Source organism: Actinomadura sp. NPDC047616 (assembly GCF_040642915.1).
Lineage (GTDB): Bacteria > Actinomycetota > Actinomycetes > Streptosporangiales > Streptosporangiaceae > Spirillospora > Spirillospora miaoliensis.
On record NZ_JBEYTB010000001.1, the window covers coordinates 511219 to 523735 of the forward strand.

The following is a 12517-nucleotide window of genomic DNA, read 5'->3' on the forward strand; positions in this document are numbered from 1 at the left end:
TCAGACGGCGGGCGGGGCCACGTCGGCGCCGGGGGAGTCGGCGCCCTTGGCGGCCTCCACGGCGTGGCCGCCGAACTGGTTGCGCAGCGCCGCCACGACCTTCATCGCGGGGGAGTCCTGCTGGCGGGAGGCGAACCGCGCGTACAGCGACGCGGTGATGGCGGGCAGCGGGACGGCGTGGTCGACGGCGGCCTGCACCGTCCACCGGCCCTCGCCGGAGTCGTGGGCGTAGCCGCGGATCTCGTCCAGGTGCGGGTCGTCGGCCAGCGCCCGGTTCATCAGGTCCAGCAGCCAGGACCGGATGACCGAGCCCTCCTGCCAGCTGCGGAACGTCTCGGGGACGTTGGTGACGATGTCGCTGGCCTCGATCAGCTCGTAGCCCTCGCCGAAGGCCTGCATCATCGCGTACTCGATGCCGTTGTGGACCATCTTGACGAAGTGCCCGGCACCGATCTTGCCGGCGTGCACGAAGCCGAACTCGCCCTCCGGCTTGAGCGTCTCGAAGATCGGCATCAGCCGCTTCACGTGCTCGTCGTCGCCGCCGACCATGAGGGCGTAGCCGTTCTCCAGCCCCCACACGCCGCCGCTGACGCCGCAGTCGAGGAAGCCGATGCCCTTCTCGCCCAGCTCCGCGCCGTGCCGCTGGTCGTCCACATAGTGCGAGTTGCCGCCGTCGACGATGACGTCCCCGGCCTGCAGCAGTTCCCCCAGCCTGTGGATGGTGTCGTGGGTCGGCTGCCCCGCCGGCACCATCACCCACACCGCCCGCGGCGGGGTGAGGCGCTCGACCAGCTCCGTCAGCGACCCGACGTCGCTGACGTCGGGGTTGCGGTCGTAGCCGACGATCGTGTGGCCGCCGCGCCGCAGGCGCTCGGCCATGTTCCCGCCCATCTTGCCGAGGCCGATGATCCCCAGCTCCATGCTTCAACTCTCCCTGTCGCGTTCGGCTCGTCCGCCTTCGGCGCGCCCGGCCCGCCCTGCGGGCGCCCGTCCGCGGCCCCGTGGGCCTCGGACGGGTCCGGCCTCTCGGACCGGCGGCGGCCCGCTCCGTCCACTGCCTGTGGACGGCCCAGGCCGGACGGCCCGGCGCGGCCCGGGACGTGCTCCCGACGTCGCCCCGTAGGCCGCGGCAGGCGTCCGGCCGGCCCGCGCTCGGACCCGTGACGCGGTTCGTCCTGGTATGACCGTGCCCGCATGGCCCAGGGCCTACCCACGGCGGCGCGGTCACTCCCGTGCGAACCGTCCACGAACGACCGTGCGGCGGGGGGCGCCGCTCGGCGGCCCGGGGGGCGCGCCGGTCACGCGTGCGTTCGGCTTCTTCGCTCGTTCCGGCTTGATCTGACTGTTTCGCTGCTCTTTCGGTTGTGAGGCTACGACCGTGGGGGACGGACCGGTACGCCGCCCCCGGCGCCGCACGCGACCCGATCGACCGACGCGTCCCGGCCTCCCATCCCGTTCCGGTATGCCCCGGCGTCGCCGGTTATGCCGGCCGGGCCCGCAGCGAACCTCCGGACGCTCAGCCGGACAGCCGCACCGGCATGATCAGGTACCGGTAGTTGGGGTCGGAGCCCTCCTCCGGCGGCTTGCCGGTCAGCACGGCGGGCTTGGTCGGCGTGGTGAACGACAGCCGTGCGACGTCCGAGCCGATCGCAGACAGCCCGTCCAGCAGGAACCCGGGGTTGAAGGCGATGTCGATGTCCTCGCCCTCCAGCGTGGCCTCCAGCGCCTCCACGGCCTGCGCCTCGTCGCCGGTGCCCGCCTCCAGGACGACCTCGCCCTGCCGGAACGACAGCCGCACCGGCGTGTTGCGCTCGGCCACCAGCGACACGCGCTTGACCGCCTCGATGAACGGGGACGTCTGCACCTCGGCGAGCCCGGCGTACTCGCTCGGCAGCAGCGAGCGGTACTTGACGAAGTCGCCGTCCAGTAGCCGGGAGGTGGTGCGGCGGCCGCCGCCCGCGAACCCGATCATGCCCTCGCCGCTGCCGCCCGCGCCGCCGAGCGCGATCGACACCTCGGCGCCCGCGGTCAGCGACTTGGCCGTGTCGGCCAGGGTCTTGGCGGGCACCAGGGCGACCGCCGAGAAGTCCGGACGCTCGGGCTTCCAGTGCAGCTCCCGCACGGCCAGCCGGTAGCGGTCGGTGGAGGCCAGCGTGACGGTCTCGCCCTCGATCTCCACCCGGACGCCGGTGAGCATCGGGATCGTGTCGTCCCTGCCCGCCGCGATGGCGACCTGGCCGACGGCGGCGGCGAACTCGTCGCTGCCCACCGCGCCCGCCGCCGGAGGCATCTCCGGCAGCGTCGGGTAGTCCTCCACAGGCATGGTCAGCAGTGTGAACTTCGCGCTGCCGCAGCGCAGCATCACCTTGGCGCCGTCCGTGCTCACCTCCACAGGCTGTGGGGGCAGGCTGCGCGAGATCTCGGCCAGCAGCCGTCCCGACACCAGCGCGGTGCCCGGCTCCTCAGTGTCGATGTCGGTGGCGACCTGCGCCGACACCTCGTAGTCGAACGCCGACAGCGTCAGCCGGTCGGCGGCCTGGATGTGCATGCCCGCCAGCACGGGCACCGGCGGCCGGACGGGAAGGGTCCGTGCCGTCCAGGCCACGGCGTCGGCCAGGGCGTCTCTGTCGATGCGGAACTTCACAGGGACCCGCCTCCTGCAGGTTTCGGACTAGGGGTGAGGTGGAAGAGATCGTTCAGTCGGCGCGCCCGGGGCACGGGATCCCCAGGCCCTGAGTTGAGATGAGTTTTCTCTTGGGAAGTACATAGGGAAGTACTCGTCATAGGGGCCGTGGATAGTGTGGACAACACGCGTTTTCCCAGGTGACGGCGCGAATTTTTGTCCACGGCGGCTGTGCGTTCCGGGTGTGCACGACGGCCCGGCCTGAGGACGAAGCGATTGTCCCCACACGCCATCCTCATCTCGTCCCCCGGTTGTCCACGAGTTTTCCGCAGGTTGTCCCGGCCCCGCGCGTCCGTGTCGCGGCCGGCGGGCATCGGACCGACGCGCGTCCCCAGGGCATCCCCAGGAATTCCCCAGGCCTTCCACGGGGTCGTCCCCAGGGGGCCGGTCGGCCGTCCCCAACGATCCCCAACTCGTCCACGCATCGTCCTCAGGTTCTCCGCAGGTTGTCCGCAAGTTGTCCCAGGGGTTTTCCACGGAAATCCCCAAGGTTTTCCACAGGCTGTGGGTGAAGGGGATTCGTGCCGGGCGCCGATCGTCCGCTTTGCGACGCCGTCGCCGACCGCCGCGACCCTTCCCCGTCCGGGCCTCCGAGGCGCCCGGCGGCCGCCGTTCAGCGTTTGCGGGCCTGGTGCTTGATCCGTCCCGTCAGCTCCGTGACCTGGTTGTATATCGCGCGACGCTCGGCCATCAGCGCCCGGATCTTGCGTTCGGCGTGCATCACGGTGGTGTGGTCGCGGCCGCCGAACTGCTGTCCGATCTTGGGCAGCGACAGGTCGGTGAGCTCGCGGCACAGGTACATGGCGATCTGCCGGGCGGTCACCAGCATCCGGGAGCGCGACGGTCCACAGAGGTCCTCGATCGTCGTCCCGAAGTACTCCACAGTCTGGGCCATGATCATCGCGGCGGTGATCTCCGGGCCGGTGTCGTTGGGGATGAGGTCCTTCAGGACGATCTCGGCCAGCTTCATGTCCACCGACTGCCGGTTCAGGCTGGCGAACGCCGTCACCCGGATCAGCGCGCCCTCCAGCTCCCGGATGTTCGTGGCGATCTGCGAGGCGATGAACTCCAGCACGTCCGGCGGCACCGCCAGGCCCTCCTGACGCGCCTTCTTCTGCAGGATCGCGATCCGGGTCTCCAGCTCGGGCGGCTGCACGTCGGTGGTCAACCCCCACTCGAACCGGTTGCGCAGCCGATCCTCCAGCGTCACCAGTTCTTTGGGCGGACGATCACTGGAGATCACGATCTGCTTGCTCGCGTTGTGGAGCGTGTTGAAGGTGTGGAAGAACTCCTCCTGGGTCTGTTCCTTGCCCTCGAGGAACTGGATGTCGTCGACGAGGAGGATGTCCACATCCCGGTAGCGGCGGCGGAACCCGTCGGCCTTGCCGTCGCGGATCGAATTGATGAAGTCGTTGGTGAACTCCTCGGAGCTGACATACCGGACACGCGCCCCGTTGAACAGGCTCTGCGCGTAATGCCCGATCGCGTGCAAGAGGTGCGTCTTGCCCAGCCCCGAGTCTCCGTAGATGAACAACGGGTTGTACGCCTTGGCGGGCTGCTCCGCCACGGCGACGGCGGCGGCGTGCGCGAAACGGTTCGAGGAGCCGATGACGAACGTCTCGAACGTGTACTTGGGATTCAGCCGGGCGTGCTCGCCCACACCCCCCGGCGCCGGCCCCGTGTAACCCGCGACGGGCCCGTTCGGCGGCACCGGCCCACCACCAGGCATGGGACCGTGCCCGGGGGCCGCCTCAGGGGAGGGGGAGCCGCTCGCCCCCACGCTCCCCGGCGCCTCTCCCAGCGACGACTGCTCGTCGTCCTGGAAGGGCTGCTCGTCCTGCCGCCCGTTCTGCGACTCCCCGCGCTGCTGCCCCTCCAGACCCCCACCGGGACCACGCCGTGGCGCCCCGAGCGTGCGGTCGTTCAGATGTGACGGGGCATGCCCGTGACCGACGGGCCCTGCCTGCGGGGCCTGCCCTCGCTGCCCCTGCCCGCCGGGCCCGTACCCGTCGCCGGGACGCGGCCCGGGCCCTCCCCCCGGCCCTGGCCTGCCCTGACCGGGGTAGCCGCCGTGCTGGCCGCGCGGGTCGAATGGGAAGTGCTGGTCGCGCTGAAGCTCCGGCCCCAGCCCGTAGGGAACGGGACGCGGCGCGTAGTGGTCGTTGTCGCGCTGGGGCCAGCCCCGGTCGTCATCCCCAGGCGGGGGATAACCGCCGGGGACGTTCTGAGGCAGCCCGCCGTACCCCTGCTCGGAGTACTCGGAGTAACGGTCCGCCCCACCGTACGGACCACGTTCCGTGTAAGGCCCCTCGTTGTACGACTCGTTGTACGGCTCGCCCCCATAGGGGCGCTCGCCGTACGACGGCCCCATCTCGTGGTGCCCCTGGCCCTGCGATTCGGGCTGCGCCCCCTGCGCGGCGGGCGGATCCGGCTGGACGGTCACCGCGACACGGATCTCCCGGCCCAGCTCGTGGGACAACGCCTGCGTGATCAGGCTGCGCAGCCGGGTCTCCAACGCGTCCTTGGCGAACTCGTTGGGCGCGGCCAGCAGCGCCGTCCCCTCAACCAGCGCCAGCGGACGGACCATCGGCAGCCACGCACGGTAGCTCGCGGGGAGCTCCCCCTCGGACAGCGCAGTGAGGGTGCGGGCCCAGACCGATGCGAGATCTTGACCGTCCATGCGCAAGGTCCCTCCCCAATCTCCGTCACCCGGAGTTACCTACTGCCCAGCTGTCCCGCGCGCACGAGAACGCCCCAAAGACCACACCCGGCGCTGCGGAAGACCTACTCTCTCACGAGTTGTCCACAGAGTTGTCCACATGCTGTGCATGAGCATGGGGAAACCCCTGTGCAAAAGTCACAGCGCAAGTGACCGGTCAGGCGTTGATCGGGGAGCGTTCGCGCCGCGCGAACCCGCGGCATCCTTCAGGAGAGGGGGTGCCGGCACACAAGCCCATCGGCCCTGCCAGCTCGATCGAAGACATTAGCGCCCGCCCGACGATGCTCGCAACACAAGTCCCACACCACCACGAGAAATCCACAACAACCCCCCACCCCTGGGGACAGCCCACCCCCGCAACCCCAGCCCCCAAAGCACTCCATCCACAGCCCACCCACCCCCCAACAAGAACCCCGCAAACGGCGACAGCCCCCGGGCGCCCCGGGCAAACGGCGCCGGAGTCCCCTGGCGCCAAGCCCATCCCGGAGCGTGCAGGGACCGCCATCGCCGCCGAGTCGCGTAGATCACTGCGAAAGCCCGCACCGTTGCGGCCGAGCCTCCCGCCCCCGGAAGGCCACACAGCGCCCCATAGGAAGCATGCCTCCACCCTTGCCCAGCGACATGTCCTCCGTGGGGGAGCGCGCTGGCGGTGCTGTCGTCGGTGTGCTTCGGCGCGTCCGGGCCGTTCAGCAAGGCCCTCATCCACGCCGGGCACCAAGAAGTCGCCGCCCGCGCCAGCACACCGGACCCTGACTCTTCCCAAGCCGCCCCGACGTTGACTCCCCTGCCGGCCTCCCGCCCGTCTGGCGGAAGACGCAAGCCCACCTCGGCGAAGCGGGCGGCGCGCCGCCGCCCTCGTCGCTACGGCACATGCACCAGTACGGCGCGCCCCGCACCGAACGCTGTACGTCCGCAAAACCGCGGGGCATGCGACCGCCCCCCAGAGAACCGCGCCAACCATGCGCGGCGGGCCCCAGCAGCCGCGCGCAAGCCAGCCGAAGGGACAGAAGCCGCCTCAGGACGGCCGACAACGCCCTCCCGAAGGCTGCCTCCCGACCGTTCTCCTGTGCCTGACGGGGCGTGGCCGCATCCCCCCTGCAGTCCACGCCCGACCCGGGCGGGGCGCTCGTCGCCGACCCGCCGCCCCCGGACGCGGCCCCGCGCATCCCCCCTGCAGCCCACTTGGGCCCCTTGAGACTGCGGACGCACCTGTGTCTTGAGACAAGCCGCGCGCCGCCGAGGCAACTCGCGCCCGTCGCGAAGTACTCGCCCGCAGAGTGCGTCGGGCACCCCCTCCCCACTTCGAGGGCCGCTCCCGGAGCCACAGCGGACGAGTGGGGAGGGTGCCGTGCGGCCGAGGACGTCCCGTGCTGAATGGCCGTGCGGGGACTCGGTGCCGTTGTAGCGCTCTCCTGGCGCGTGCGCTGCCAGAGGGACCGGAGGCGGACGAGCAGGGAGGTGCCGTGCGGAGCATCGGCCGGCCCGAGCCAGCGCGGCGAGGAATGCGGGAAGCGACTTGTGTCGAGGTCGTTCTCCGCGTGTGTAAGGCCGCGCGGGGGCACGGTGCTGTTGCCGCGCCTCTCGGGGAGTCTTGCGGCGCTCCAGGAGAGGCCGGGCGTGTCCGTCAGTTGTTGACCGGCGCCCGCCACGCTCGTCCGCCCCAAGCACCCCCAACCGAGTAGGTTCGGGAGGAGGCGTCGAGGTGCCGCTGCTGCCGTCCGGGTTGCGTTCGGCGTGGGCATCGCTCGTCCGCCTCGGGACCGACGGCAGCGACCGGGTGGACGGCGGGCGGAGGGGTGCTCCGTTTGACCTGATGGCTCGGTAGCCCGTAACGTGCTGAGGTCGAGTCGCATCGGCGGAGATGACGCGTGCCCGCCGTCGGACCCCCTAGGAACTACGGATGGGCCCCCGGCTGCGGGGGACCAGACGCGGCCCTCGATGCGAGTTTTCGCGCCTGAAGACAATCCGACCGCAGCACTGGAGCCATCGAGTGAGCAAGCGTACTTTCCAGCCGAACAACCGTCGCCGCCACAAGAAGCACGGCTTCCGGCTGCGCATGCGCACCCGTGCGGGGCGTGCCATCCTCGCCGAGCGGCGCCGCAAGGGGCGCGCGCGCATCGCGGTTTGACCGACCCCGCACCACGCTCATGCTGCCGTCCGGCAACCGGATGCGGCGGCGGGAGGATTTCACCCTGGCCGTCCGGCGCGGTCGCCGCGCCGGACGGCCGACTGTCGTCGTGCACCTGCTCCACCGGGACGACGCCGCACCGTCCGGCACCGCCCCGCTCGTGGGGTTCATCGTGGCGCGGACGGTCGGTAACGCGGTCGTGCGCAATCGTGTGCGCCGGCGGCTGCGTCACCTCGTCCGGCCGCACCTCGATCGACTTCCGCAAGGTAGCCTGCTCGTAGTGCGCGCGAACCCCCGCGCGGGATCGGCGCGCCACGACGAAATGGCCGCGGATCTGGAGTCGGCGCTCGACCGGGTGCTGCGGCCCGCGTCCAAGGGGCGGAAATGAGCCAGCCAGGGGGATCGGCCTCTTCGCAGCACGCGGCCGGGGGAATCAGCCTCGCGGCCCGTCTGCTCGTGCTTCTCGTCCGCGCCTACAGACGCTTTCTCAGTCCCCTGCTCGGGCAGCAGTGCCGCTTCCATCCCACCTGTAGCGCGTATGGCCTCGAGGCGCTGCAGACGCATGGCGCCCTGCGCGGCACCTGGCTCACCGTCCGGCGGATCGGGCGGTGCCATCCATTCAACCGCGGCGGCTACGATCCGGTTCCGCCCCCCAAGGCACCCAAGGGCCGCGAGGCCGCCCAGGAAGCCCAGGAATCCGAAGGCCCCACGGACCCCGCCCCCAAGGACGCACCTGAGGTGCCCGCCACGACCTCCTCCGGCCGCGAGCAAAGCGGCCCCGCGCTAGCAGAGCCCAAGGAGCTGCCCGGTGCTTGATTGGCTGTACGAGATAGTCGCTCAGCTCATCGTCTGGATCCACAGCGGTCTGAGCCTTGTCTTCCCCAAGAACAGCGGGTGGGCCTGGGGCGGCGCCATCATCCTGCTGACCGTGTTCTTCCGGATCCTGCTGTTCCCCCTGTTCGTGAAGCAGATCCACGCATCCCGGAAGATGCAGGAACTGAACCCCAAGGTTCAGGCGCTGCGCAAGAAGTACAAGAACGACAAGCAGCGCCTCAACCAGGAGGTCATGAAGCTCTACCAGGAGAACGGGGCCAACCCGCTGTCGGGCTGCCTGCCGATCCTGGTGCAGATGCCGGTCTTCATCGGCCTCTTCCAGGTGCTGCGGCGGATCTCGGACGCCAACCCGGGCCAGGGCGTCTTCGCGGTCACCCCGGACCTGGTCAAGAGCGCGCAGGAAGCCAACATCTTCGGCGCGCACATCCCGGACACCTTCCTCAACGCCTGGGGGAGCGACCCCAAGACCTGGAGCGCGATCGTCGTCACCGGCCTCGCCGTGATCATCAGCTCCTGCACGACGTTCTTCACCGTCCGGTCCAGCATGCAGCGCGCCAAGATGCAGCAGGGCGCGATGGACGAGAACAACCCGATGATGCAGGCGCAGAAGATGATGGTCTTCATGGCGCCGTTCTTCGGCCTGTTCGGGCTCGGCTTCCCCCTCGGTGTGCTGATGTACTGGGTGACGTCCAACAGCTGGACGCTCGCGCAGCAGCACTACATCTACAAGCGCTACCCGCAGCAGCCGGCCGGAGCCACCGCCGGCGCGGGCAACGGTGCCGCGGCCGGCAAGACCAAGACCGTCAAGGGCACCACGAAGACCGGCGGCACCGCGACGACCGGGGCCGGCGCGGGTAAGAACGCCAAGGGCCGTACCAAGGACGCCGCCGCGCCCGCCGACACCGTCCCGAAGCCGAAGGTCGTCCGCAACCAGCCGACCCGCAAGCCGCGCAGCAAGCGCAGCGGCAGCCAGAAGCGCTAGGTTGTGAACCCGGTCCATGCCGAAGAAGGAGACCCCGTTGAGCCAGACCGACACCACTGAGGTCGACGTCCAGGCGCTCGAACAGGAGGGCGAGATCGCCGCCGACTACATCGAGGGCCTACTGGACATCGGTGATTACGACGGCGACATCGACATGGACGTCGAGGGCGAGCGCGCGCTGGTCGCGGTGGTCGGCGCGTCCCTGGACGAACTGGTCGGCAAGCGCGGCGAGGTGCTGGAGGCCCTGCAGGAGCTGACCCGTCTCGCGGTGCACCGGCAGACCGGCAACCGCAGCCGCCTGATGCTCGACATCGGCGGCTACCGGGAGCGCCGCCGCGCCGAGCTGACCAAGCTCGGCCAGGACGTGGCCGACGAGGTCAAGCAGAGCGGCACGCCCAAGCCGCTGGCCCCGATGACGCCGTTCGAGCGCAAGATCGTGCATGACGCGGTGGCCGCCGCCGGACTGCGCAGCGAGTCCGAAGGCGAGGAGCCCGACCGCTACGTGGTCGTCTACCCCTCCTGACGTCGCCCGTTCCTCTTTCTCGGCTGCCCACAGGCCCCCACGTCCCGATGAGACGCGGGGGCCTGCCTGCTTTTTCGCGCACCCCATGGCCGTCCTCCCGTAGTCCCAGCCCGTCGATGCACTCCGAGCCCGAACGGCCACCAAGGCACCGAGTGCAACCCCCCACGTCCCCCTGCCCCTGGCCAAGACGACAGGCCTGAGGCCCGAGGGTGAGGTGATCGCCGAGCACGGTCGGGGCCGCGGCTCGCTGGCGGCCTCCAGCCTGGCCGGCTGCGGCAACGGGCACATCCTGGACGGCGAGCAGGCCGCGCTGCAGGACACCTGGCAAACGCTGGCCGCCTCGCCCGGCCGGGAGCCCGACGAGACGGGCGGCGAGGTGTGGCGCCCACCGCCGGGCCTAGCGCGACCAGCAGCAGCGGCGGTGATGGCGTTCTCCCGCGTGTTCGTGGGGGTGCACTACCCGCACGACATGGCCGCCGGGGTTCGTGCTGGGCGTGGTGGCGGCGCCGCTGGTGGCGGTCGTGCCGCAGAAGAACAGCACCCAAGGGTGGTCCCGCGCATCCGATCCGGCTGGGGCGGTCGGCGCAGTGAGGACACGGATGCTCGAAGGCCCGGATCCAGATGAGCGCGGGAACAATCAAGAGTGCGGAGATCCCGGTGAGTGAGCTCCCGAAAAGGAATCACCTCACGGGGAAGGCGCGCCTTCCACTACCCACAGCCCGCAGGCCGGTCGGGAGCCGGCGCGGGTGAGTGAGGGCATCGAGCGGCGCCCACCGGGGCAAGGCCGCTGGCCGGCGATGGCAGGCACAGGCTGGCCTTGGCGGCCTAGAAGTCGGAGGGGTGACCGTCGAACTCGGCGGGCGGGAACTCCGCGATGGACGCGCGCATGGCCCACCGCATCGTCCTCACCTTCGACGCCCAAGGCAGCCAGGGCGACCCCCGTCCGCTCACATCATGCTGCTGTCCGACGACGACAACAGCACCGGCCGCACCGCTGCCTCGGTCGCGTGCGGGTTGCCTCGGGACGCAGGTGCATCCGCCGTCTCAAGAGGAGCCAAGTGAACTGCAGGGGGGACGCCGCCACACTCCGTCAAGCGCGGGATGACCGCCCGGGGGCCTTCGGGGGGCGTTCAGTGAGGCGCCCACCCGTCGAAGCGCCACCGTAGTTGGACGGGCGCGGACGACCTCACCCGGCGGCGACACGGCACCGCCGGGTGGCATCGCCGCCCAATGGGGTCGGCCGCCGAGTGGGGAGTCCCCCAAAGAGCAGGTCAGCTGCGGTTGCGCCGTGTTCGGCGACCGGGTTCGGACGGCACACGGCCGGGTTCGGATGTGAGAGGAGGGTTGTTCTGAACCGCCGGGTCTTGGGCGTACTCGGGATCCTGGGCCACGGCCGGGTCCTGCGCACTGTGTCCCTGGGGCGTCGTCGCCGGCGGGGGGACGGGGCGTTCGATAATACGTTCGACACGCTCGACGTGCGGTTCGGTCGGCCGTTCGATGACGCGTTCCTCATGGACCACCGGATCCGCCTCGTCGGGGCGTTCCACGTACAGCGGGTCGGTCCCGGCGGCGACCGGGTCGGCGCTGCGGCGCGGTCGGGTGTACCTGAACGTGAAGAACAGGCTGACCAGCCCGACCAGGATCAAGATCCAGCCGACCATCCGGATGTCCACGCCGCTGAGATCGACGCGAAGCGCGAACGCCAGGATCGCGCCGACGGCGATGAAGGCGAGGCTGACTCCGATTCCCATGCCTCGGTGCCTCCTTCCGTGATGGGCACTGCTTCCCCTTTACCCGCGTGACGCCGAATATGCCGGAAGGCCTTGCGGCCAGGGGCTTCCAGGCACCTTCCGGGGTTGTCCACAGGCTCGTTTCATGTGTGCGACCCCGGGGCCCATGTGGAACGATTCGTACGGTGGGGATGGCACGAGAGGTCTTCGGCGAGTCGCTGCCCGTCGCGGAACGGTATGCGGAGTTTCTTGCCGACGCGGGCGTGGTACGCGGTCTGATCGGTCCGCGCGAGGTCGATCGGCTGTGGGAACGCCACCTGATCAACTGCGCCGTGGTGGCGGAGGTGATCCCGCAGGGCGCGCAGGTCGTGGACATCGGCTCGGGTGCCGGCCTGCCCGGTGTGGTGCTGGCGATCGTCCGGCCGGATCTGCAGGTCACGCTGCTGGAGCCGCTGCTGCGCCGGACGACGTTCCTCAACGAGTGCGTGGACATGCTGGAGCTGCGCAACGTCCAGGTTCGCCGGGCCCGTGCTGAGGAGGTCGTCCGCGAGTTCGCCGTGGACGTCGTCACCGCACGCGCGGTCGCCCCACTGGAACGCCTGGTCACCTGGGCGTTGCCGTTGCTGCGGCCCGGCGGTGAGTTGCTCGCGCTCAAGGGCGAGCGCGCCGCGGTCGAGCTGGAGGAGGCGCGGCCGGTCCTGAAGCGCTTCGGCGTACGCACGAGCGAACTGCTTCAAGTCGGGCGCGGTAAGGTCGACCCGCCGACAACGCTTGTCCGTGTGGTCGCCGAACGCGTGCCCCGCCGCGCTAAAGGGTCGAGGAAGAGGTCTTCATGAGCACGGGACCAGGACTGGGCTGGCCGGACCGCGCCAACGAATCCCCCGACAACCGAACGACCGGCCTGGGCTGGCCCGAGGA

11 protein-coding genes are annotated in these 12517 nt (G+C 70.5%); 7 read left to right on the forward strand and 4 right to left on the reverse strand.

The annotated features are described in order from the left end of the window. From gnd to dnaA, 3 genes are all read right to left on the reverse strand, one after another. Entirely contained in the window at positions 1–921 is a 921-nt protein-coding gene (gnd, locus tag ABZ801_RS02510; protein WP_360691767.1) for a phosphogluconate dehydrogenase (NAD(+)-dependent, decarboxylating), read from the reverse strand. Positions 922–1516: 595 nt separating this feature from the next. Beyond that, positions 1517–2644, reverse strand: coding sequence for a DNA polymerase III subunit beta (dnaN, locus tag ABZ801_RS02515; RefSeq protein ID WP_360691770.1), 1128 nt, complete (start codon positions 2642–2644; stop codon positions 1517–1519). Positions 2645–3296: 652 nt separating this feature from the next. Beyond that, positions 3297–5363: a chromosomal replication initiator protein DnaA gene (gene dnaA / locus ABZ801_RS02520; RefSeq protein WP_360691773.1), complete on the reverse strand. Its 2067-nt coding sequence runs from the start codon at positions 5361–5363 to the stop codon at positions 3297–3299. Positions 5364–7392: 2029 nt separating this feature from the next. On the opposite strand from dnaA, the gene rpmH reads away from it, so the two are divergent. From rpmH to ABZ801_RS02550, 6 genes are all read left to right on the forward strand, one after another. Next, the gene (gene rpmH, locus ABZ801_RS02525) at positions 7393–7530 is read left to right on the forward strand and encodes a 50S ribosomal protein L34 (RefSeq protein ID WP_344942252.1); all 138 of its coding nucleotides are present in this window, start codon (positions 7393–7395) and stop codon (positions 7528–7530) included. Between the two features lie 19 nt (positions 7531–7549). Continuing rightward, positions 7550–7918: a ribonuclease P protein component gene (gene rnpA / locus ABZ801_RS02530; RefSeq protein WP_344942254.1), complete on the forward strand. Its 369-nt coding sequence runs from the start codon at positions 7550–7552 to the stop codon at positions 7916–7918. Further along, complete coding sequence (yidD, locus tag ABZ801_RS02535; protein WP_360691777.1) at positions 7915–8346, forward strand: membrane protein insertion efficiency factor YidD; 432 nt, start codon at positions 7915–7917, stop codon at positions 8344–8346. Before rnpA ends, yidD begins: the two co-directional genes overlap by 4 nt. Further along, entirely contained in the window at positions 8339–9346 is a 1008-nt protein-coding gene (yidC, locus tag ABZ801_RS02540) for a membrane protein insertase YidC (protein ID WP_344942259.1), read from the forward strand. Before yidD ends, yidC begins: the two co-directional genes overlap by 8 nt. A gap of 16 nt (positions 9347–9362) precedes the next feature. Then, positions 9363–9869: a R3H domain-containing nucleic acid-binding protein gene (locus ABZ801_RS02545; RefSeq protein ID WP_285494491.1), complete on the forward strand. Its 507-nt coding sequence runs from the start codon at positions 9363–9365 to the stop codon at positions 9867–9869. Positions 9870–10083: 214 nt separating this feature from the next. Continuing rightward, positions 10084–10494 (forward strand): hypothetical protein, encoded by a 411-nt coding sequence (locus ABZ801_RS02550; RefSeq protein ID WP_360691782.1) that lies wholly within the window; start codon positions 10084–10086, stop codon positions 10492–10494. Positions 10495–11140: 646 nt separating this feature from the next. Here ABZ801_RS02550 and ABZ801_RS02555 read toward each other — a convergent pair. Further along, the gene (locus ABZ801_RS02555; protein WP_360691785.1) at positions 11141–11620 is read right to left on the reverse strand and encodes a DUF6458 family protein; all 480 of its coding nucleotides are present in this window, start codon (positions 11618–11620) and stop codon (positions 11141–11143) included. 170 nt (positions 11621–11790) lie between these two features. On the opposite strand from ABZ801_RS02555, the gene rsmG reads away from it, so the two are divergent. Further along, entirely contained in the window at positions 11791–12435 is a 645-nt protein-coding gene (gene rsmG / locus ABZ801_RS02560; RefSeq protein WP_360691788.1) for a 16S rRNA (guanine(527)-N(7))-methyltransferase RsmG, read from the forward strand. Positions 12436–12517 lie beyond the last annotated feature (82 nt).

Bases quoted from the DNA above. Each gene is read 5' to 3' on its own strand.
- gnd (WP_360691767.1), bottom strand. From the start codon at position 921: ATGGAGCTGGGGATCATCGGCCTCGGCAAGATGGGCGGGAACATGGCC.
- dnaA (WP_360691773.1), bottom strand. From the start codon at position 5,363: ATGGACGGTCAAGATCTCGCATCGGTCTGGGCCCGCACCCTCACTGCG.
- rnpA (WP_344942254.1), top strand. From the start codon at position 7,550: ATGCTGCCGTCCGGCAACCGGATGCGGCGGCGGGAGGATTTCACCCTG.
- yidD (WP_360691777.1), top strand. From the start codon at position 7,915: ATGAGCCAGCCAGGGGGATCGGCCTCTTCGCAGCACGCGGCCGGGGGA.
- ABZ801_RS02545 (WP_285494491.1), top strand. From the start codon at position 9,363: ATGCCGAAGAAGGAGACCCCGTTGAGCCAGACCGACACCACTGAGGTC.
- ABZ801_RS02555 (WP_360691785.1), bottom strand. From the start codon at position 11,620: ATGGGAATCGGAGTCAGCCTCGCCTTCATCGCCGTCGGCGCGATCCTG.
- rsmG (WP_360691788.1), top strand. From the start codon at position 11,791: ATGGCACGAGAGGTCTTCGGCGAGTCGCTGCCCGTCGCGGAACGGTAT.